At 65.4% G+C, this 20648-nt stretch carries 16 protein-coding genes; 11 read left to right on the forward strand and 5 right to left on the reverse strand.

Annotation, left to right across the window (positions count from 1 at the left end):
- Nucleotides 1-108: 108 nt before the first annotated feature.
- Nucleotides 109-2637 carry an excinuclease ABC subunit UvrA gene (locus tag HLH45_RS10680; protein ID WP_033478811.1) on the forward strand — a complete coding sequence of 843 codons (2529 nt, stop codon included), beginning with the start codon at nt 109-111 and terminating at the stop codon, nt 2635-2637.
- Nucleotides 2638-3049: 412 nt separating this feature from the next.
- Here the strand turns inward: HLH45_RS10680 and HLH45_RS10685 are convergent, their stop codons facing one another.
- Genes HLH45_RS10685 through HLH45_RS10695 form a run of 3 tightly spaced genes read right to left on the reverse strand, consistent with a single transcriptional unit; the run spans nt 3050 to nt 6983 of the window.
- Complete coding sequence (locus HLH45_RS10685; RefSeq protein ID WP_008574116.1) at nt 3050-5347, reverse strand: xanthine dehydrogenase family protein molybdopterin-binding subunit; 2298 nt, start codon at nt 5345-5347, stop codon at nt 3050-3052.
- Nucleotides 5344-6432, reverse strand: a complete 1089-nt coding sequence (locus HLH45_RS10690) for an FAD binding domain-containing protein (RefSeq protein WP_008574115.1) — start codon at nt 6430-6432, stop codon at nt 5344-5346. Before HLH45_RS10690 ends, HLH45_RS10685 begins: the two co-directional genes overlap by 4 nt.
- On the reverse strand, nt 6405-6983 hold the full coding sequence (locus HLH45_RS10695; RefSeq protein WP_008574114.1) for a (2Fe-2S)-binding protein: 579 nt from the start codon (nt 6981-6983) through the stop codon (nt 6405-6407). Before HLH45_RS10695 ends, HLH45_RS10690 begins: the two co-directional genes overlap by 28 nt.
- Before the next feature lie 297 nt (nt 6984-7280).
- Between HLH45_RS10695 and HLH45_RS10700 the strand changes: the two genes are divergently transcribed.
- The 4 genes from HLH45_RS10700 to HLH45_RS10715 all read left to right on the forward strand — a co-directional run bounded on the left by HLH45_RS10700 (nt 7281) and on the right by HLH45_RS10715 (nt 10263).
- Nucleotides 7281-8600, forward strand: coding sequence for a DUF763 domain-containing protein (locus tag HLH45_RS10700; protein ID WP_031421529.1), 1320 nt, complete (start codon nt 7281-7283; stop codon nt 8598-8600).
- Nucleotides 8597-9190, forward strand: a complete 594-nt coding sequence (locus tag HLH45_RS10705; RefSeq protein ID WP_008574111.1) for a GIY-YIG nuclease family protein — start codon at nt 8597-8599, stop codon at nt 9188-9190. The genes HLH45_RS10700 and HLH45_RS10705 overlap by 4 nt, the downstream gene beginning before the upstream one ends.
- 62 nt (nt 9191-9252) lie before the next feature.
- A complete protein-coding gene (locus HLH45_RS10710) occupies nt 9253-9597 on the forward strand; it encodes a cupin domain-containing protein (RefSeq protein ID WP_008574109.1) in 345 nt (114 codons plus the stop codon).
- Between the two features lie 162 nt (nt 9598-9759).
- A complete protein-coding gene (locus HLH45_RS10715; protein WP_008574107.1) occupies nt 9760-10263 on the forward strand; it encodes a DUF6496 domain-containing protein in 504 nt (167 codons plus the stop codon).
- A 108-nt stretch (nt 10264-10371) separates the two neighbouring features.
- Here HLH45_RS10715 and HLH45_RS10720 read toward each other — a convergent pair whose 3' ends face one another.
- The gene (locus tag HLH45_RS10720; protein WP_011346700.1) at nt 10372-10797 is read right to left on the reverse strand and encodes a type II toxin-antitoxin system death-on-curing family toxin; all 426 of its coding nucleotides are present in this window, start codon (nt 10795-10797) and stop codon (nt 10372-10374) included.
- A gap of 8 nt (nt 10798-10805) precedes the next feature.
- On the reverse strand, nt 10806-11027 hold the full coding sequence (locus HLH45_RS10725; protein ID WP_008574105.1) for an AbrB/MazE/SpoVT family DNA-binding domain-containing protein: 222 nt from the start codon (nt 11025-11027) through the stop codon (nt 10806-10808).
- Between the two features lie 149 nt (nt 11028-11176).
- On the opposite strand from HLH45_RS10725, the gene lexA reads away from it, so the two are divergent.
- The 6 genes from lexA (at nt 11177) to HLH45_RS10760 (ending at nt 20339) form a co-directional block, all read left to right on the forward strand.
- The gene (lexA, locus tag HLH45_RS10730; protein ID WP_011346701.1) at nt 11177-11782 is read left to right on the forward strand and encodes a transcriptional repressor LexA; all 606 of its coding nucleotides are present in this window, start codon (nt 11177-11179) and stop codon (nt 11780-11782) included.
- A 1-nt stretch (nt 11783) separates the two neighbouring features.
- Nucleotides 11784-12437, forward strand: coding sequence for a translesion DNA synthesis-associated protein ImuA (gene imuA, locus HLH45_RS10735; RefSeq protein ID WP_011346702.1), 654 nt, complete (start codon nt 11784-11786; stop codon nt 12435-12437).
- A gap of 9 nt (nt 12438-12446) precedes the next feature.
- Nucleotides 12447-13865: a Y-family DNA polymerase gene (locus HLH45_RS10740; RefSeq protein ID WP_008571902.1), complete on the forward strand. Its 1419-nt coding sequence runs from the start codon at nt 12447-12449 to the stop codon at nt 13863-13865.
- Nucleotides 13866-14037: 172 nt separating this feature from the next.
- On the forward strand, nt 14038-17286 hold the full coding sequence (locus HLH45_RS10745) for an error-prone DNA polymerase (protein WP_008571901.1): 3249 nt from the start codon (nt 14038-14040) through the stop codon (nt 17284-17286).
- 432 nt (nt 17287-17718) lie between these two features.
- Nucleotides 17719-19311 (forward strand): alpha/beta hydrolase family protein, encoded by a 1593-nt coding sequence (locus HLH45_RS10755; RefSeq protein WP_033478577.1) that lies wholly within the window; start codon nt 17719-17721, stop codon nt 19309-19311.
- 209 nt (nt 19312-19520) lie between these two features.
- On the forward strand, nt 19521-20339 hold the full coding sequence (locus tag HLH45_RS10760; RefSeq protein ID WP_033478574.1) for an HDOD domain-containing protein: 819 nt from the start codon (nt 19521-19523) through the stop codon (nt 20337-20339).
- Nucleotides 20340-20648: the final 309 nt, after the last annotated feature.

Genomic DNA, 20648 nt, shown 5'->3' on the forward strand with positions numbered 1-20648 from the left:
CAGCGCCTGGCACCTTGGGTGTTGCCTGCGCTCGATCACCATCGCTGACACCGGCTGCATGGCGCGCACGCTAGGCTGGCGTCTTGTCGATCTCTGGTTTCGGTAGTCATGTCAAACGCGACGTCTTCCACTGGCCTGGTGCGCGTGCGCGGCGCGCGCGAGCACAATCTCAAGAACGTGGATGTGGATATCCCCCGCGATGCACTGGTGGTGTTCACCGGCGTTTCCGGCTCGGGCAAGTCGTCGTTGGCGTTCGGCACCATCTTTGCCGAAGCGCAGCGGCGCTATCTGGATTCGATCTCGCCGTATGCGCGGCGGCTGATCGACCAGGTAGGCGTGCCGGAGGTGGATTCCATCGATGGCCTGCCACCGGCAGTGGCCTTGCAGCAGGCGCGCGGCGCGCCGAGTGCACGCTCGTCGGTGGGCAGCGTCACCACCATCTCCAACTCATTGCGCATGCTGTATTCGCGTGCCGGCCAGTACCCGCCGGGGCAGGAGATCATCTACGCCGACGGTTTTTCGCCGAACACGCCTGCGGGGGCATGCCCGACCTGTCACGGCCTGGGGCGCATCTATGACGCCACCGAAGCGACCATGGTGCTGGACCGCAGCCTGAGCATTCGCGAGCGTGCGGTCGCCGCCTGGCCGGGCGCATGGCATGGGCAGAACCAGCGCGACATCCTCACCACGCTGGGCATCGATGTGGATGTGCCATGGCACACGCTGCCGAAGAAGACCCGCGACTGGATTTTGTTCACCGACGAACAGCCGGTGGTGCCGGTATACGCCGGTTACGACCTGGCCGAGGTCAAACGCGCGCTCAAGCGCAAGGAAGAGCCCAGCTACATGGGCACCTTTACCAGTGCGCGGCGTTATGTGCTGCACACCTTTGCCACCACCCAGAGCGCGCAGATGAAAAAGCGCGTGGCGCAGTATTTGCTCAGCACGCAATGCCCGCAGTGCGATGGCAAACGCCTGCGCCGCGAGGCCTTGTCGGTCACCTTTGCCGGGCTGGATATCGGGGAGCTGTCGCGGCGCCCGCTGGACGAGGTTGCCGAGCTGCTGCGCCCCGCCGCCGAAGCCGCCCCATCCAAAGGTACGCGTAAAGATGCGCGCCAACATCCGGAACAAGCGATCGCCGCGCAACGCATCGCCGCGGATCTGCGCGCGCGTATCGCCGTCGTACAGGCGCTGGGTCTGGGCTACCTCAGCCTGGAGCGCAGCACGCCCACCTTGTCGCCTGGCGAGTTGCAACGGCTGCGGCTGGCTACGCAGATCCGCTCGCAGTTGTTCGGCGTGGTGTACGTGATGGACGAACCATCGGCCGGCTTGCATCCCGCCGATGCGCAGGCACTGCTGGGTGCGTTGGATCAACTCAAGGCGGCCGGAAATTCGGTCTTCGTGGTCGAACACGAAGTGGACGTGATCCGCCATGCAGACTGGATCGTGGATGTCGGCCCGGCAGCCGGCGTGCAGGGCGGGCAGGTGCTCTACAGCGGGCCGCCCGCGGGATTGGAGCAGGTGCAGGCCTCTTCCACACGGCGCTATCTGTTCGGCACGCCGCCGCAGGTGCATCGCCAGGCGCGCGCGGCACGCGGTTGGTTGCAGCTGCGCGGCATCACCCGCAACAACGTCCGCGCGCTGGATGTGGACCTGCCGTTAGGTGTGTTCACTACCGTGACCGGTGTGTCCGGCTCGGGCAAATCGTCGTTGGTGAGTCAGGCGCTGGTGGAACTGCTGGCCGCCCATCTGGGGCAGGCGCAGGCAGAGGACGAAGAAGCACTGGATCCACTGGAGCGCGGCACGCAGGTGCCGTCGGAGGGTGCGATTGTTGCCGGGCTGGATCAGGTGCGCCGCCTGGTGCGCGTGGATCAAAAACCCATCGGCCGTACCCCACGCTCCAATCTGGCCACCTACACCGGCCTGTTCGACCCGGTACGCAAGCTGTTTGCGGCCACGCCCGCCGCACGCCGGCGCCGTTACGACCCAGGGCAGTTCTCCTTCAACGTCGCCAAGGGCCGCTGTGCCACCTGCGAGGGCGAAGGCTCGGTGTATGTGGAATTGCTGTTCATGCCCAGCGTCTACGCACCGTGTCCCACCTGCCACGGCGCGCGCTATAACGCCAAGACGTTGGAGATCGCGCTACGCGGTCGCAACATCGCGCAGGTGCTGGAAATGACGGTGGATCAGGCAGCCATCTTCTTTGCCGACGATGCCAGCGTGTTGCGCCCGTTGCAGGTGTTGCGCGAAGTGGGGCTGGGCTATCTGCGTCTTGGCCAGCCGGCCACCGAACTGTCCGGTGGCGAAGCGCAGCGCATCAAGCTGGCGACCGAACTGCAACGCGCCCAAAAGCGCGACACCGTCTACGTGCTGGACGAGCCCACCACCGGCCTGCATCCGTCCGACGTGGATACCTTGATGGCCCAGTTGCAAGGGCTGGTCGATGCAGGCAACACCGTGATCGTGGTCGAACACGATATGCGCGTGGCCGCCAGCAGCGACTGGGTGCTGGATATGGGGCCGGGCGCGGGCGGTGCGGGCGGCAAGGTTGTGGTGGCCGGAGCGCCGGATGTCGTGGCGCGCCATCGTGGCAGCCGCACCGCACCGTTTCTGGCGCAGGTGTTGCGCGGACAGTAGAACCAACAGGTCAGCCCGCGCCGCATCGTACGAAGTGCCGTGCCTGCGATCCCCCGTGAGCCTACGGACGACGCTAACGGATGATGCCGGAAAGCTGTGATGCGTTGCGGGATGTATCTGGCATCGCGGTCAACTTGCCGCTGCCTGCCCAGGCTGATCACCCGCATGCCTGCCTGTCGATCACGACCGCTTGTGCAGGTGCGTACGAGCGGTATCGACACATAAGGCAGAAGACGCTGCGCATGACAGGGTTGCAAGTGGCATGCGTCGCATTTGCCGCGCTACCGTACGGCCATGCGTCTGACCGACATGGCAGCGGGCCCAATGCATCGCTGCATTGGGCCCGACTGTTGGGATCACTTCACTACCCAAAGCGCCAAGCATTGCCTGCAAGCGCAACGTGCACTGCAGGTCAGTCCGCCATCACCTTGTCCGGCGTCATCGGCGTGCTGCGGATGCGCTTGCCGGTGGCGTGGAAGATGGCGTTGCAGATCGCCGCAGACACGCCGACCAGGCCGATCTCGCCCACGCCCTTCGCACCCAGGCTGCTGACGACGCGGTCGTCTTCGTCGGCGAAGATCACGTCGATGTCGTGAATGTCGGCGTTGGCGGAGACGTGATACAGCGCCAGGTCGTGATTCATGAAGCGGCCGAAGCGATGGTCCGATTGGGTGTGCTCGTGCAGCGCCTGGCCGATGCCCCAGACCACGCCACCCACGATCTGGCTGCGTGCGGTGATCGGATTGAGGATGCGCCCGGCGGCAACGGCGCTGACCACGCGGGTGACCCGCACCGTGCCCAGTTCTTCGTCCACCCGGACCTCCACAAACACCGCGCCGTGCGTGGCACGGGTGTATTTGCGTTGCTTGAGCACGTTCGGCAGCAGGAGGAACTTATCTTCGATCTGCTCCAGCCCTGCAGTGCGCAGCAGGTCGGTCAAGGCGATGGCGCTGCCGGCATCGGCCCGCAATGCCAGCTTGCCGTCGGCAAAAACCACATCGTCAGGTTTGGCCTTGGCAAAGCGCGAGTCCGGCAGGGCCTGGGCCAGGCGCAATAGACGCCCGCGCAGCTTTGCGCACACGCCATCCACTGCCGAGCCCACCGTGGTGACGTGCGAGGAGCCACCTTCGATCGGCGCAACCGGCAAAGTGGAGTCGCCAAGTTGAAACGTCACCTGCTCCAAGGGCAGGCCCAGCGCTTCGGCAGCGATCATCGCCATCACCGTATAGGTGCCGGTGCCGATATCGCTGGCTGCGCTGCTGACCACCAAACGGCCGTCGGCATGCAGCGCCGCATGTGCGCGCGCGAACATCTGCATCGCATCCCACTGCCCGGTGGCCATGCCCCAGCCCACCCACTCGCTGCCTTCCTTGCGCGCGCGCGGCTGCAGGGGGCGTTGCGCCCAACCGAAGCGCTCAGCCCCTTGCTCGTAACACTGGCGCAGCGCCTTGGTGGAGTAGGGCTTGTCGTCGGCCGGATTGACCTCGGCGTAGTTCTTCAGGCGCAGTGCCAACGGATCGATGCCGACCTCATAGGCCAACTCGTCCATCGCCACTTCCAGCGCATGCACACCATGCGCGGCGCCGGGCGCACGCATGTCGATGGGGCTGTATTGGTCCAGACTCACCAGCTTGTAGCCCAGGTGCACGTTGTCGCAGGCGTACAACTGACCGCTCCAGTTGACCACCACCTCGACGTAGTCTTCGATGCGCGAGGTTTCGGCGATGGCTTCATGCCAGACCGAGCGCAAGGTGCCGTCGCGATCTGCGCCGAGCTTGAGCCGCTGCAGCGTTTCCGGGCGGTGGCCGAAGGTGAACATCTGTTGTCGCGTCAGCACCACGCGCACCGAGCGATCCAGCAGGATCGACGCCATCACCGCCAGCGGCAACTGATACTGCGGGCGCAGCCCGGAGCCGAACGCGCCGCCCACGTACGGGTTGCGCACGGTCACCTTGCGCTTGCTCAGCCCGAACACGTGCGACACGTACCAGCGGCTGTTCTGCGAACCCTGGGTTTTGTCGTAAATGGTGAAATGGCCGTCGGCGTCGCGGATGACGGTGGAAGCGAACAATTCCATCGGGTTGTGGTGCTCGACGCCGCTGTAGTAGTCGGCCTGTACCTGGCACGCGGCATTGTCGAATGCGCTCTGCGGATCGCCCTTGTCCTTGGGCGGCGGCGAAAATCCGGCCTTCAACGGCTTGGGCGCGTGTGCACGGTCCAGGTTGGTCATCAGGTTGGTGTCGTGCGGGTCCTGCAACAGCTCCACTTCCACCAAATGCGCGGCATGGCGCGCCGCTTCAAAGGTCTCGGCAACCACCAGCGCGATGGGCTGGCCGCTGTACAAGATCTTGTTGTCGTACAACGGACGGAAGGGCGAGCCGGCCGGCGCCGTCATGTCCTTGTAGAACAGGTCCATGCCGCGCATGTGCGGGCGGTTTTCATGGGTGACGATCTCCAGCACGCCGGGGACTGCGCGTGCTGCATCCAGATGGAAGGCAACGATCTCACCCTTGGCAATGCTGCTGTTGACCACCACGCCATAGGCCAAGTCCGGCACCGGCCATTCGGCGGCATAACGCGCCTGGCCGGTGACTTTTGCGCGTCCGTCGATGCGCGTGACGCCGGTGCCGGTGGGGCGATAGCCGGTGCCGCTGTCGGCAACCGGCGGGGTCAGCGCGCTGTCGGACAGGTCGGGGATGCGTGCGTTCATGGCGATTCCTCCAGCGCACTGGTGCGCCCGCGGTTGTCGAGGGTGCCCTCGCGCGCAACGCTCAATGCGCGCACGATGGCGCGGCGTGCCAGCGGCAGCTTGAAGGCATTCTCGCCCTGCGGTTGCGCACCCTGCAGCAGCGCATCGGCCAGGCGGCCGAAGGTGTCGGCAGTGGCCGGCTGGCCGACCAGCGGTGCCTCTGCATCGGCATTGCGCCAGGGTTTGTGGGCCACGCCGCCCAGTGCCACACGCACTTCGCGAATGCTGCCGTCGTCGGCCAGATCCAGGGCCGCTGCCACCGACACCAGCGCGAACGCATAGGAGAGGCGCTCGCGGATCTTGAGGTAGGCACTATGCGCAACGAAGCGCTGCGCATCGGGCAGATCGATATGCACGATCAATTCGTCCGGCGCCAAGGTGCTATCCAGTTCCGGGTGATCGCCAGGCAGACGGTGGAACTGCGCGAGCGGAATGTCGCGCTCGCCATTGGCGCCCTGCACGTGCACCACGGCATCCAGCGCGGCCAATGCCACGCACATATCCGATGGATGCGTGGCGATGCAATGCGCGCTGGTGCCGAGAATGGCGTTGTATTTGGTCAGCCCGCCAATGGCCGAGCAGCCGGTGCCCGGGTCGCGTTTGTTGCACGGGGTGGCATGGTCGTAGAAATACATGCAGCGCGTGCGCTGCAGCAGGTTGCCGCCATTGCTGGCCATGTTGCGAATCTGCGGCGAAGCGCCGGCCAGAATCGCCGCGCTCAGCAAGGGGTAACGCGTTTCCACCTCCGGGTGATATGCAGTGTCGGCATTGCGCGCCAACGCACCCAGGCGCAGGCCGCCGTCGGGTTGGGTGCTGATGCTGTCCAGCGGCAGCCGATTGATGTCGATCAAACTGCTGGGGCGCATCAGCTGCAGTTTCATCAAATCGGTCAGATTGGTGCCGCCGGCGATGAAGCGTACCGGTGCCTCGGAGGGCACCGGCTGCGTGTCGCCGCTGCGCACTGCAATGGCGCCAAGCGCCGCATCGACGGTGTCCGGGCGGGTGTAGGTGAGCGGAATCATGCCGGCACCGTCCCTGGCGTCCACGGAGTGGCCGCGCTGTCGCTGCTGTCGCTGGGCTTGCCCATCACCTCCATCACGGCATCGGTGATCTGCGGATAGGCACCGCAACGGCAGATATTGCCGCTCATCAGTTCACGTACCTGGTCGCGGTCGTGCGCCTTGCCTTCGTTGATCAAGCCCACGGCCGAGCACAGCTGCCCCGGAGTGCAGTAACCGCACTGAAATGCGTCGTTGGCGATGAAGGCGCGTTGCAGCGGATGCAGTGCGTCGCCATCGGCCAGCCCTTCGACGGTGGTGATGTCGGCGCCGTCCTGCATGACGGCCAGGGTCAGGCAGCTGTTGATGCGGCGGCCATCGACCAGCACCGTGCAAGCGCCGCATTGGCCATGGTCGCAACCTTTCTTGGTGCCGGTGAGGTCGAGGCGGTCGCGCAGCAGGTCGAGCAGGCTCACCCAGGCTTCGAGCTGCAAGTGATACGGCTGACCGTTGATGCGCAGGTTGATCGGGTAGGTCGGCGCACTGGTGGTGGCAGTGGCCGGCGCCGTGTCATGGGCAGTGGCGGGTGTGGCAGTCATGCGAACCCCGTGGCGATGGCTGAGGAGAAGGACCACCACCTTGACGGCGCTGTGGTCAACGCAAAGTGACCACGGCTGCGATTGGCACCGATACGACGCGGCGTACACGCATTCAGGAGCGGCATCGTGATCGCTGCACGCTCGTGCCTGCATGGCGCGAGCGTGCAGGCGGGCACTGTGTGGAGTGTCACGCGGTGCGCTGAATGTGTCAGCTTTGCGCATGCGTCGTGGTGCTGGTGTCCCAGCTGTTGCGACGTGCCGCCATTATCCTGGCGGCATGAAGACGAGGTGGCAGCAATGAGCCGGCGTGGTGGTAGTGCGGATCTTCCCTTGCATGGAGGCCGCGTTCCGCGTTGGTTGGGTGAGCGGATGACGCGGCTTGGCGCAGTGATGTGCGAGGCGATCGTGCACAGCTATGGGCGCGATGAATTGTTGCGGCGGCTTGCGCACCCGTTCTGGTTTCAGTCGTTCGGTGCGGTCATGGGCATGGACTGGCATTCGTCCGGCATTACCACCAGCGTGATCGGCGCGCTCAAGCGTGGGTTGACGCCACTGTCCGGCGAACTGGGCATTCATGTCTGTGGCGGGCGCGGCCGGCATTCGCGTGCCACGCCTTCGGAGTTGCTGGCCGTGGGCGATGCGGTCGGGTTGGACGGCGCCGCATTGGCACAGGCCAGCCGCCTGGTCGCCAAGGTGGACAGCGCTGCCGTGCAGGACGGTTTCGATCTGTATCTGCACGGCTTCATCGTCAGCGACGATGGCCGCTGGGTGGTGGTGCAGCAAGGCATGCATGGGCAGCGCAAGCAGGCACGCCGGTATCACTGGCTCTCCGAAGGCCTGAGCAGTTTTGTGGATGCGCCGCATGCTGCCATCGATGGCGCGCATCAAGGCAACATCGTCAATCTCGCCGACCACCGCGCCGCTGCCTCGCGCGATGCGCAGGTGGAACTGCTGCGCAGCACCGCGCCGGACCGGCTGGCACAGCAGTGGCAACGGATTGCGGGTGTGGAGGCGCCTGCGGCGCAAGGTCCGCTCACCGGCGATCTGTTCGCCGTGCACGCCTGGGACCCGGCACAACAACCGCATCTGTGCATGCCCGACCATCATGACGTGCGCAGCGAAAACGTGATCACACGACGGCTGCACGCCAGCTTGGCCGCCGCTGCCGAAGCGGGGCCGCGCGATTTCACCGCGCTGCTGCAAGTGCCCGGCGTGGGTGCGCGCACCTTGCGCTCGCTGGCGATGGTGGCCGAGGTGATGCACGGCACGCCATGCCGTTTCAGCGACCCGGCACGCTTTTCGCTTGCGCATGGCGGCAAGGACCGGCAACCGTTCCCGGTGCCCACACGCGTGCTCGATCACACCATCGGCGTACTCAAGCAAGCGATGCAGCAGGCCAGACTGGGCAACGACGAACGCTTGCAGGCGATTGCGCGGCTTGACGCGCAGGCGCGTCGGCTCGAAGCCAGCGCGCAAGGGCCGACGGTGGACGACTACATCGCGCAGGAACGTCGCGATTCGCATCGCTATGGCGGGCGTAGCGTGTTCGGGTGGGAACCGACGCCGGAGGATGCGCGCGCGGTGCAGCCGACCCAAGCGCATGCAGGTCGCCGATGAGCGTGCGCGCGCCTGGCAGCACGCCAGTGGCCATCGACGGACGTTGCTTCACCTATGTGTTCCCATGCCAGTGGGAAGACCATTGCAAGATCGGTTTCTCGCGCGATCCGCTGGGGCGCATCGGTAGCCTGCATCCGCGCTGGTTCGATTTTTTCGATCTGGAGCACGGGCTGCTGGTGGAAACCGAGCGCGAGCGCGATGCGCGCGATCTCGAACTGCAACTGCGGCGCCCGCTGCTTGCGCACAACGCACCGCCACCGATGGCGATCCGCGCAGTGGCCGGTGGGCATACCGAATGGTTTCGGGGCGTGGGCGAGGCATTGCAACGTGCAGTCGCGCAACTGCAGCAGGGCGGGTATCGCGTGTTCGTGTTGCGCGACTGGCTGCAGGCGGCGATGGCCCAGCGTATCGATCGGCTCTACGACTGGGCCGCGGTGCAGTTGAGTGCGGACGAACTGGATGGCCTGGTCGGCCCCACGCCAGCACAACGTGCGCTGCGCGATGTACTCGATGGTTACCGCGCATTGGATCTTCCCGTGCAGGCACATGTGCCCGAACATATTTGGGCCTGGTATTGCCGCAACGGCTGAGCATGTTGCCAGCACGTTGACGTGCGTCGCCTCAGCATCGCCTCAACCCTGAGGAGTGCCTTATGCAGATTGCACAACTGACATTGACCGACGCGTTCAAGGTGCTGTTTTCGGTGCGCCAGGTGCAAGCTGCCGAAATGGCGATTGCACCGGGCCAGGGCGAGGGCGGGCCAGACAATCGCCACCGTGGTGCCGATCAATGGCTGTACGTGGTGGACGGCACCGGCGAGGCGGTGATCGAGGGGCAGACGCATGCACTGCAGGCCGGTAGCCTGATCGCCATCGAGCGCGGTGAAACCCATGAGATCCGCAATACCGGGAGCACACCGTTGAAGACGGTCAATTTCTATCACCCGCCTGCCTACGACGCCCAAGGCGAACCGTTGCCAGCCGGTGAGGGGGCGTGATCGCTGGCGGTTTCGCATGTCGTTGAGTGGATCGGTCACGGCGCAGGTGCATGACCTGGAAAAAGCGGCAGGCATGCTTCAACGCCAGGTGAGCACCGCGCCCACTGCGCATTGACGCGGCGCTTGTTACATCGAGTTGCCATCCACAACAGGGGAAGTGCCATGCCACAGGCCAAGACACGCCGCGCTGCTGCCAAGGACAAGCGCGAAGGAAAATCGGCCAGCACCCAGGCCGGCGAATATGTCAAAGAAGAAATCGACCAGGTGCGCGACGGCGCGCATGGTGTGAAAAGTACCAAGCAGGCCATTGCGATCGGCTTGTCCAAGGCGCGCCGCGATGGCGTGGACGTCGCCCCGCGCAGTTCCGCGTCCAAGGCCACCAAGAAAAAAGCCGCGCAGGACAAGGCAGCGGCAACCTCCAAAAAGCCGGTGTCGCCTACGCGCTCGGCCGGTGCCAAGAAAGCCCTCAAGACCGCCAGCAAGGGCACTACCGCCAAGAAGACGGTAGGCAAAAAGGCATTGTCCAAACAGACCACGGGTGCCGCAAAAAAGCGCACTGCCAGCGACCGTTCGACGGCAGCAAAGAAGGCGGCCAAGACCAAGGGCCCGGCAGTACGCAAGGCCGCCGCAAAGAAAGCCGCGGCAACGCGCAAGCGTGCCGAGTAAGAGCGTCTATGCCGTGCAGTGACGTCAGTGCTGACTGGTTGCGGCGTGTGGATCCAAGACTGCGCGTGCAAATGCCAGACAAGCGCGTCGCGTGCCACAGGCCTGTTTTCAGCCGTAGTGGCCCTGCGGTTCGTGTACATGCGTGTCCGCGCGCAAACGCACGCGAGGTCGCAGCCATTGCGCAAACGTCGCTTCGCTCCACGCGCCATCGGCCAGGCCCATCATGGCAACGTATTTCTCTTCCTGCGAAGCGATGAGTTCGGCGCCGTTGAGTAGCAAAAAAACCCGATAGCACACATGGGCAGTCCGTTTGTTGCCATCTACGAACGGATGATTGCGCGCGAACCCGTAGGCCAGGCTGGCCGTCAGCTCTACAAGATCGGGTGGAGGATCGCCGTAGGAAAACAGTTGCTGCGGGCGTGCCAGTGCCGAGGCCAAGAGTGCCTCGTCGCGCACTCCGCTTGCGCCGCCGTGCTCGCTCAATTGACGTTCGTGGATCGCCAATGCAAGTGCGTGCGTGATCCAGACCAGCATGCGCGTGTTCACTTGGCCAGCTTGTTCAGCACTTGGCGATCCTCGCGCATCACCTGCTCGGCCACATCCATCTGCGCGGCCAACGTCGGGTCGAATGCGGTCAGCCTGATGCCGTCGGGCGTTTCCAGTGCATAGAGTTCGTCGCCCTTTCCAAGCCGCAGGCGGGCCAGCAGTTCCTTGGGCAGGATGATGCCGGCGGAATTGCCGATGGCGGTGATCTTGAGCTTCATGGCGGCATCTCGCGTTATTACGAAGGTTATAACCCTGTCGTCAGCCAGTCGCAAGTGGCGTGCTGAAGCGGCTCAGCACGCCAGTCTCGCCTGCTGCGATCGATTGGTGTACAAATGTACACCTTGTCCCGTCCTGCTGCCTCGCCCCGATGCCATCACTTCCCCCCCAACGTGCCGCCGTGTTGGCGTTCCTGCAGGAGCAGGCCCAGGCGGGCGTCTCGCCCAGTCTGGCCGAGATCGCGCAGGCCTTCGGGTTCGCCTCGCGCAATGCCGCACAAAAGCACGTGCAGGCGCTGGCCGACGCCGGATTGATCGAGCTGCTGCCCAATCAGAAACGTGGCATCCGTGTACCGGGAGGCGCCGGTCGCGATGCATTGCTGGCCTTGCCGGTGCTGGGGCGAGTGGCAGCAGGTCTGCCGATCGGTGCGGATATCGGCCTGGAGCGTCAGCTCTGGCTGGACCGCGCGCTGTTTTCGCTGCGCCCGGATTACCTGCTGCAGGTGCAGGGCGATTCGATGATCGATGACGGCATTCTGGATGGCGACCTGGTGGGCGTGCATCGCAGCAACGAGGCGCGCGACGGGCAAATCGTGGTGGCGCGGGTGGATGGCGAAATCACCATCAAGCGCCTGGAGCGCGGCGCCGAACGGATCCGCCTGCTGCCGCGCAATCGCGCGCATGCGCCGATCGTGGTGGCGGCCGATGCCGACTTCGCGATCGAAGGGCTGTACTGCGGCCTGATCCGGCAGGGCTGACATGAGCCAGGAGCCGGCGCGCATCAGACAGGACGGCAATGCGGCCGTGGCACTGCCGTTGGACGCCCTGCTGGCCGCGCGCACGGTCTGGCGTGCAGGCCAGGGCACGGCCACCGCCAATGGCGGTGAATCCACCGGGCATGTGGCATTGGATGCATTGCTTCCCGATGGCGGCTGGCCGCGGCGTGCCTTGACCGAATTGTTGTTGCCTGCGCATGGCATCGGCGAGATCGCCTTGTTGCTGCCCACGCTGGCACGCATGACCGCCAGCAGCAGCCGGGTGGTATTGGTGGCACCGCCGTTCATTCCCTACGCGCCGGCCTGGCAGGCGGGCGGGGTGGTGCTGGAGCATCTGGAAGTGGTGCAGGCCGAGCCGCGCGAAGCGTTATGGGCGTTCGAACAATGCCTGCGCAGCGGCGCATGCGCTGCGGTACTGGGCTGGCCGCAGACCGGCGATGCGCGTGCGCTGCGCCGGTTGCAGGTGGCGGCCGATAGCGGCAATTGCTGCGCGTTCGCACTGCGCGACCGCCGTCATGCGGTGAATGCATCGCCGGCGGCCTTGCGGCTGGAATTCCTGCCCGAGCGCGATGCCTGGCAGGTGCGCAAATGCCGGGGCGGGCAGGTGCCGTCGCAGCCGTTGCGGCTGGCGCATTGAGGCGCGCGCATGTTGTGGGCCTGCATATTGCTGCCGCAGCTGGCGCTGGACGCCGTCCTTCGGCGTCTGGAAGAACCGCAGGCGCCACTGGCGCTGGTGGAAGGCCCGGCGCAGCTGCGCAGCCTGCATTCGGTCAATGCTGCCGCTGGCGCAGCTGGGTTGAAGGCCGGCATGCGGCTATCGGCGGCGCATGCCTTGATGACGCAGGTACGCACCATCGATTACGACGCGCAAAACGAAGCGCGCACGCAGCGGTTTCTTGCGGCCTGGGCGTATCGGCATAGTTCGCTGGTCAGCCAGCAGTGGTCGCGCGCCATCGTGCTGGAAGCCGGTGCCAGCTTTCGCCTGTTCGGCCCCTGGCCGCGCTTCGAGCGTCGCCTGCGCGATGAGCTGCAGGCCTTGGGCTTCCAGCACCGGCTTGCGCTGGCGCCCACGCCGCGCGCCGCACGCGTGCTGGCTGGGCTGCGCGACGGCATGGTGGTGACGCAATTGCCGGCCCTGCACAGCACGCTCGACAAGGTGCCTGTACGCCGCGCTGCATTGCCTGACGATGCCGGCGAGCGCCTGCAGCACATGGGCGTGCGCACGCTCGCGGCGGTGCGCGGCCTGCCGCGTGACGGGTTGCGCCGGCGGTTTGGTGCGGGCCTGCTCGATCACCTGGATCGCCTCTACGGGCAGGTCGACGACCCACTGGAGTGCTACGCGCCGCCAGACCACTTCGACCACCGCGTGGAGCTGGGCTATGAGGTGGAAACGCATCCGGCGCTGCTGTTTCCGTTGCGCCGGCTGATCGGCGACCTGTGCACGTATCTGTCCATTCGCGATGGCGGCGTGCAGCGGTTTTTATTGCGCCTGGAGCATGAAGAAGGCGCGACCGATGTGGAGATCGGTCTGCTCACGCCGGAACGCGCGCCCACCTTGCTGTTCGAGCTGGCCCGCAACCGGCTGGAGCGGGTGGAGATTCCGCGGCCGGTGGTGGCGATGCGCTTGCTGGCACGGCAGCTGCCACCGTTCGTACCGGCCATGCGCGACCTGTTCGATCAGCGCGCGCAGCAATCGGTGGAGTGGCCGCAACTGCGCGAGCGCCTGCGTGCACGGCTTGGCGATGACGCGGTCTATCGCGTGTTGCCGGCCGACGACCCGCGCCCGGAGCGCGCGTGGCGTCGCGCCATCGGCGATGCGGTGCGCGAAGCCGCTGCGCCGCCGCGTCCGCCGCGCCCCACCTGGTTGCTGCCGCAGCCGGTGCCGCTGCACGACCCGCACCTGCGCATCGTGTCCGGCCCGGAACGGCTGGAAAGCGGTTGGTGGGACGACGATGAAGCCCGTCGCGATTACTACGTGGTGGAGACTGCGCGCGGCCGGCGTGGTTGGGCCTTCGCCGCGCCCGGTCGGGTGGACGGCTGGATGCTGCATGGATGGTTCGCGTGAGCGCGCGTATGTTCGCGCGGTATCGGAGCAGGTACCGGCTGTCTGGTGGTTGCGGCTGGGGCGCGTGGCCGATGCCAGGGCTGCAGGCAAGAGCAGCAGCATCTGCAACGGCGCGATCTGCTGCGCATTGCAAAAACCGTCTGGCGCAGCGCGCTGTTGAAGGTAGCCGTCCATGAGCTGGGATGACGCCATCGATGGCGTAGACCGCGACACGCCCGGCGGGCGCATGCCGCGCGCCTGGAATGTGGCCGCACGGTTGCGCGCGGCCAACGACGACATCAGCCATGCGCACGTTGCCGATGGCTTGCCCGCCTATGCCGAGCTGCACTGCCTGTCGGACTTCTCGTTCCTGCGTGGCGCCTCCAGCGCCGAACAGCTGTTCGTGCGCGCACAACACTGCGGCTACAGCGCCTTGGCCATCACCGACGAATGCTCGCTGGCCGGCATCGTGCGTGGCCTGGAAGCGTCGCGCGCCACCGGGGTGCGGTTGATCGTCGGTAGCGAATTCGCCCTGGTCGATGGCACCCGCTTCGTGCTGCTGGTGGAAAACGCGCACGGTTACCCGCAGCTGTGCGGGTTGATCACCACCGCGCGGCGCGCGGCCAGCAAGGGCGCTTATCGCTTGGGGCGGGCCGAGGTGCAAGCGCAGTTTCGCGATGTGGCGCCGGGCGTGTTTGCACTGTGGCTACCCGGCGCGCAGCCGCAGGCAGAGCAGGGTGCCTGGTTGCAACAAGTCTTCGGCGAGCGGGCGTTTCTGGCAGTGGAATTGCATCGCGAACAGGACGATGTCGCACGCCTGCAGGTCCTGCAAGCGCTGGCGCAGCAGTTGGGCATGACCGCGTTGGCCAGCGGCGATGTACATATGGCGCAGCGTCGCGAGCGCATCGTGCAAGACACCTTGACCGCCATCCGCCACACGCTGCCGCTGGCCGAATGCGGCGCACACCTGTTCCGCAATGGCGAGCGCCATCTGCGCACCCGGCGCGCGTTGGGCAATATCTACCCGGATGGGTTGTTGCAGGCCACGGTGGAGCTGGCGCAACGCTGCACCTTCGACATTTCCAAGCTCCAATACACCTATCCCAGAGAATTGGTGCCGCAGGGGCATACGCCTGCCAGTTATCTGCGTCAGCTCACTGAAGCCGGGATGCGGGAGCGCTGGCCGGATGGGGTGCCGAAGAAAATACGCGACGACATCGAGAACGAATTGGCGTTGATCGCCGAACTGGAATACGAGGCTTTCTTTCTCACAGTACAGGATGTGGTGCGGTTTGCGCGTTCCAAAGACATCCTGTGCCAGGGGCGTGGATCTTCAGCAAATTCGGCAGTCTGCTATGCACTGGGCATCACCTCGGTTGATCCGAGCAAGACGCGATTGTTGATCTCGCGCTTCTTGTCCAAGGCGCGTAACGAGCCGCCTGACATCGACGTGGATTTCGAGCACGAACGCCGCGAGGAGGTGTTGCAATACGTCTACGCCAAATACGGGCGCGAACGCGCAGCGCTGGCGGCGACGGTGATCTGCTATCGCGGCAAGAGCGCGGTGCGCGACGTGGCCAAGGCCTTCGGCCTGCCACCGGACCAGATTGCCTTGCTGGCCAATTGCTATGGCTGGGGCAATGGCGAAACGCCGATGGAACAGCGCATCGAAGAAGCCGGCTTCGATCTGGCCAACCCGCTGATCAACAAGATCCTGCTCGTGACAGACCACCTGCGCGATCACCCACGGCATCTGTCGCAGCACGTGGGCGGATTCGTCATCTCCGACGAGCCGTTGTCGTTGCTGGTACCGGTGGAAAATGCCGCGATGGCCGACCGCACCATCATCCAGTGGGACAAGGACGATCTGGAAACCATGAAGCTGCTCAAGGTCGATTGCCTGGCCCTGGGCATGCTGACCTGCATTCGCAAGACGCTGGACCTGGTGCGTGGCCACCGTCATCGCGACTACACGTTGGCGACCTTGCCGGATGAGGATGCGGCGACCTACAAGATGATCCAGCGCGCCGATACGGTCGGCGTGTTCCAGATCGAGTCGCGTGCGCAGATGGCCATGCTGCCAAGGCTCAAACCGGCAGAGTTCTACGACCTGGTCATCGAAGTGGCGATCGTGCGCCCTGGCCCGATCCAGGGCGACATGGTGCATCCGTACCTGCAACGTCGCAAGGACAAGAGCCTGATCAACTATCCCTCCGAAGGCGTAGAGCAAATTCTCGGGCCGACATTGGGGATTCCGCTGTTCCAGGAGCAGGTCATGGAGTTGGTGATCCACGCCGGCTACGACCCTGACGAGGCCGACAAGCTACGCCGTTCGATGGCGGCCTGGCGCCGCGGTGGCGACATGGAATCGCATCGCGTGCGCATTCGCGCATTGATGGAAGGCAAAGGCTACGCCTCCAGCTTCATCGACCAGATCTTCGAACAGATCAAGGGTTTCGGTTCCTACGGTTTTCCGCAGAGCCATGCCGCCTCGTTCGCCAAGCTCGTCTACGCCAGCTGCTGGCTCAAACGCCACGAGCCGGCCGCCTTCGCCTGCGGGCTGCTCAACGCGCAGCCGATGGGTTTCTATTCGGCCAGCCAGATCGTGCAGGATGCGCGCCGCGGCAGCCCCGAGCGCGAGCGTGTGGAGGTGCTGCCGGTGGATGTATTGCACAGCGACTGGGACAACGCCCTGGTCGGTGGCCGGCCGTGGCGCAGCGCTGTCGATCCCGGCGAACAACCGGCGATCCGGCTGGGCATGCGGCAGGTTGCCGGACTGTCGCAAGTGGTGGCGCAGCGCATCGTTGCCGCACGCACGCAGCGGGCGTTCGCCGATATCGGCGATCTGTGCCTGCGCGCCGCACTCGACGAAAAAGCACGCCTGGCATTGGCAGAAGCCGGCGCTTTGCACGGCATGGTGGGCAACCGCAACGCCGCGCGCTGGGCAATGGCCGGCGTGGAGGCGCGCCGCCCCCTGTTGCCGGGCAGCCCGGAGGAGCGCCCGGTGGCGTTCGAGGCGCCGCGCGCCGGCGAAGAAATCCTTGCCGATTACCGCTCGGTCGGCCTGAGTCTGCGCCAGCACCCGATGGCGCTGCTGCGCCCGCAGATGCGCCAGCGGCGCATCCTGGGCCTGCGCGAATTGCAGGGCCGCCGCCATGGCAGCGGCGTGCATGTGGCCGGCCTGGTTACCCAGCGCCAGCGCCCGGCCACCGCCAAGGGCACCATCTTCGTCACCCTGGAAGACGAGCAGGGCATGATCAACGTCATCGTCTGGTCGCACCTTGCGCTGCGTCGCCGCCGTGCGCTACTGGAATCGCGCCTGCTCGCCGTGCGCGGTCGCTGGGAACGCGTGGACGGCGTAGAGCATCTCATCGCCGGCGACCTGTACGACCTCAGCAACCTGCTCGGCGACATGCAGCTGCCCTCGCGCGATTTCCATTGACGCTTTTTAGGTGCATGGATTGCTGCTAGATTTCGCCATCGGTTTGCCTACAACACGGAGTCGTACATGCGGAAATGGATCATTCCTGCGGCCTTGGTGCTGCTGATGGCGGCCGGCACTGCCACGGCCCAGGTGGATGTCGGCGCCTATATCAAGAAGGACAAGTTCGCCGACATCAAGCTATCGCCCAGCGGCGCGTATTTCGCCGCGACCGTGCCGATGGAAGACAAGACCGCCCTTGCGATCATGCGGCGTTCGGACAACAGCATCGGCGCCACCTTCGTGCTGGAAAAAAACACCTACGTGAGCGATTTCGCCTGGGTCAGCGACACCCGCGTGTTGATCTCCATTGCACAGAAGTACGGCTTGCTCGACAAGCCGCTGCCGACCGGCGAGCTGTATGCCATCAATGCCGATGGCACCGGAGCCGAGTTGCTGGTGGGTTACCGCGCACGCGGCACCGGCCTTGGCACCAACATCAAGGTCAAGAAGACCGAAGCGGTGGCCGCATTCCTGACCGACCCCTTGCCCGACGACGACCGCAGCGTGATCGTGGCGATCTGGCCGATGTCGGGGCAGGATCCTTATACGCGCGCAGAAAAGCTCGACGTCACCACCGGCCGCCGCCTCCCGCTTGCGCGTGCGCCGATTCAGCGCGCCAGCTTCACCACCGACCATCATGGGCAGGTGCACTTTGCGCAGGGGGCGGGCTCGGACAACGTCAGCAAGCTGTATTACCGCAAGGGCGCGGGCGACGAATGGGCGCTGATCAATGACGAGCAGGTCAGTGGCCATGTCGAAACACCGCTGGGTTTTTCGCAAGACGAGCGCATTGCGTACTTGCGCGTGCAAAGTGCCGACGGCCCCGATGCGATCGTCGGCTGGGACATCCAGGCCAATCGCCGTGAGCAGGTATTGCGCGACGCGGTGGCCGACCCACTGGAGATCATCTACCGCAACGGCACCACCATCCCGGTCGGCGCCATTTTCATGGCCGACCGTCCCCGCACCCGCTTTTTCGACGAGCATGGGGCACAGGCGCGGATGTATCACAGCCTGGAGGCGGCCTTTGCCGGCAATGCGGTGCGCGTGACCTCCAGCACCAAAGACGGTCGCTACGTGATGCTTGAAGCCTATTCGGGCAGCAACCCTGGCGATTTCTACGTGTTCGATACGCAAGAGAACAAAGCCCAGCATGTGATCAGTCGGCGCGACTGGTTCGACCCCGAGCGCACGGCCACCGTGCAGCCGATTGCACTGCAGGCACGTGACGGGGTGCCACTGCATGGGTATCTCACGCTGCCGCGCAGTGGGGGCGACAAACATCTGCCAACGGTGGTGATGCCCCATGGCGGTCCCTTCGAGATCTTCGACAGCTGGCAGTTCGACGACGATGCGCAACTGCTGGCGCAAGCGGGTTATGCGGTGCTGCAGATCAATTTCCGCGGCTCTGGCAATTATGGGCGCCACTTCCAGCACGCCGGCGCGCGTCAGTGGGGCGGCACCATGCAGGACGATGTGACCGATGCAACGCGTTGGGCGATTGACCAGGGGTATGCGGACGCACGCAAGATCTGCATCTTTGGCGCCAGTTACGGTGCGTACGCAGCCCTGATGGGGGCGGCCAAGGAATCGGGCCTGTATGCGTGCGCGGCCGGGTATGTGGGCGTCTACGACTTGCCGATGATGTTCACCAGCGGCGATATCCAGAAGCGCGGTTCCGGCGAGAACTATCTCAAGCAATGGTTGGGCGATCCGGCCACCCTGGCCGCGCGTTCGCCGGTCAGTCTGGCCAGGCAGATCAAGGTGCCGGTGTTTCTGGCTGCAGGGGGCGAAGACGAGCGCGCGCCCATCCAGCACAGCAAGCGAATGGAAGCAGCGTTGCGCCAGGCCGGCACCCCAGTGGAAACGCTGTACTTCGACACAGAAGGCCACGGCTTCTACACCGAGCCCCATCGACGCGCGTTCTACACCCAGCTGTTGGCGTTTTTATCCAAATCGCTGGGTGGCGCCAAGGCCGACTGAGGGTCACCGAGACGGTCGCCTCGTCGAACTGTCCAGTTCGCTTGCCTCTCCTGTCAGTTGGGCCACGCGGTGAGGCAGTGCGCTGTACAGACCCAGCCAGAAGCCTGAGTGAATCATCCTGCCGTCGGTCATTGGCAGTGAACCGGTCCGTGCTACACCATGCAGGTCCGCGCAGCCGCGCTGGCTTGTCTTTCACCCACGAGGCGATCATGAAGTTGGAGGCGTTGTTCGACCAGTTGCACACCTTGCCCACCGTGCCCAAGGTGGCGCAAGACCTGATCCGTCAATTCGACGATCCGCAGACCGATATCGATACGCTGGCGCATAGTATCGAGCGCGATCCGGTGATTGCCGCCAAAGTGTTGCGGCTGGCCAATTCGGCGCGCTTCCATGGCCTGCGCGATTCCACCAGCGTGGAAGACGCGGCCATGCGGCTGGGCTTCAATACCCTGCGCACGCTGGTGCTGGCTTCGGCGATGACGGGCGCGTTCCGGGCTGGCCCGGGCTTCGACCTCAAGGCCTTCTGGCGGCACAGTTTCGAAGTGGCCGGCATCTGCCGCCTGCTGGCGCGCCAGCAGGGGCTGGACCCGGAGACGGCCTTCACCTGCGGGATGATGCACAACATCGGCGAGCTCTTGATCCAGTCCGGTGCGCCGGAATACGCCAGCCGCATCAATCACGAAACCTCCTCTGCCGGTCATGCGGCCGAAGAAACCCTGCAACTGGGCTTCGGCTACCCGGAAGTCGGGGCCGAGCTGGCACGGCGCTGGCAGCTGCCCGTGGTGATCCAGCACGCCATCGCGTACCAGGTCCGGCCCGCCGCGGCCCCGGACGGGGCACGCATGCCATTGCTGGTGGCCCAGGCGGTACTGGTCTGCGATGCGCTGCATGCGCATGGCGGCGCCACCGCGGCGGCATTGGAAGCGATACGCAGCCCGCTGATGGACGGCGTGGATCTGGACGCGTTGTTCGCCGCGCTGCCGGAGGTCATCGAGGCTGATCGCGCCTTTGCCGAGTTGCTGCACTAACCCTCGGCAGGATGCGCTGCTGCGTCATTCCCGGCGTAGCGGCGCACGCGCACTCTTCTGCGCCTGGCGTCGCACGCGCGGTGTCGGGCTGTTGCCGTGCAGTGATCGCCGCGCCGGGCGCAGATCCCGGCAGGCGCGTTAGCGCAATAACATCCACCCGGCAGCAGCTGACGCCAGTTGCACGGCGCGGCGCACCTGTATCGACGCTGGGGGTGAGCGTGGTTCGAAACGTGCCCGCGTCCTCAACAGCCAACGCGCCGGATACCGCCGCGATCGGACAGATTGCAACCCAGCCGGCAGCGCGTGCGT

This window comes from Xanthomonas euvesicatoria, assembly GCF_013112235.1.
GTDB classification, from domain to species: domain Bacteria; phylum Pseudomonadota; class Gammaproteobacteria; order Xanthomonadales; family Xanthomonadaceae; genus Xanthomonas; species Xanthomonas euvesicatoria.

What these genes read in the sequence shown, in the direction of transcription:
- HLH45_RS10760 (WP_033478574.1), top strand. Translation starts at nt 19,521, where the DNA reads ATGAAGTTGGAGGCGTTGTTCGACCAGTTGCACACCTTGCCCACCGTG.
- HLH45_RS10745 (WP_008571901.1), top strand. Translation starts at nt 14,038, where the DNA reads ATGAGCTGGGATGACGCCATCGATGGCGTAGACCGCGACACGCCCGGC.
- HLH45_RS10705 (WP_008574111.1), top strand. Translation starts at nt 8,597, where the DNA reads ATGAGCGTGCGCGCGCCTGGCAGCACGCCAGTGGCCATCGACGGACGT.
- HLH45_RS10680 (WP_033478811.1), top strand. Translation starts at nt 109, where the DNA reads ATGTCAAACGCGACGTCTTCCACTGGCCTGGTGCGCGTGCGCGGCGCG.
- HLH45_RS10695 (WP_008574114.1), bottom strand. Translation starts at nt 6,983, where the DNA reads ATGACTGCCACACCCGCCACTGCCCATGACACGGCGCCGGCCACTGCC.
- lexA (WP_011346701.1), top strand. Translation starts at nt 11,177, where the DNA reads ATGCCATCACTTCCCCCCCAACGTGCCGCCGTGTTGGCGTTCCTGCAG.
- HLH45_RS10715 (WP_008574107.1), top strand. Translation starts at nt 9,760, where the DNA reads ATGCCACAGGCCAAGACACGCCGCGCTGCTGCCAAGGACAAGCGCGAA.
- HLH45_RS10710 (WP_008574109.1), top strand. Translation starts at nt 9,253, where the DNA reads ATGCAGATTGCACAACTGACATTGACCGACGCGTTCAAGGTGCTGTTT.
- imuA (WP_011346702.1), top strand. Translation starts at nt 11,784, where the DNA reads ATGAGCCAGGAGCCGGCGCGCATCAGACAGGACGGCAATGCGGCCGTG.
- HLH45_RS10700 (WP_031421529.1), top strand. Translation starts at nt 7,281, where the DNA reads ATGAGCCGGCGTGGTGGTAGTGCGGATCTTCCCTTGCATGGAGGCCGC.
- HLH45_RS10740 (WP_008571902.1), top strand. Translation starts at nt 12,447, where the DNA reads ATGTTGTGGGCCTGCATATTGCTGCCGCAGCTGGCGCTGGACGCCGTC.
- HLH45_RS10685 (WP_008574116.1), bottom strand. Translation starts at nt 5,347, where the DNA reads ATGAACGCACGCATCCCCGACCTGTCCGACAGCGCGCTGACCCCGCCG.
- HLH45_RS10725 (WP_008574105.1), bottom strand. Translation starts at nt 11,027, where the DNA reads ATGAAGCTCAAGATCACCGCCATCGGCAATTCCGCCGGCATCATCCTG.
- HLH45_RS10720 (WP_011346700.1), bottom strand. Translation starts at nt 10,797, where the DNA reads ATGCTGGTCTGGATCACGCACGCACTTGCATTGGCGATCCACGAACGT.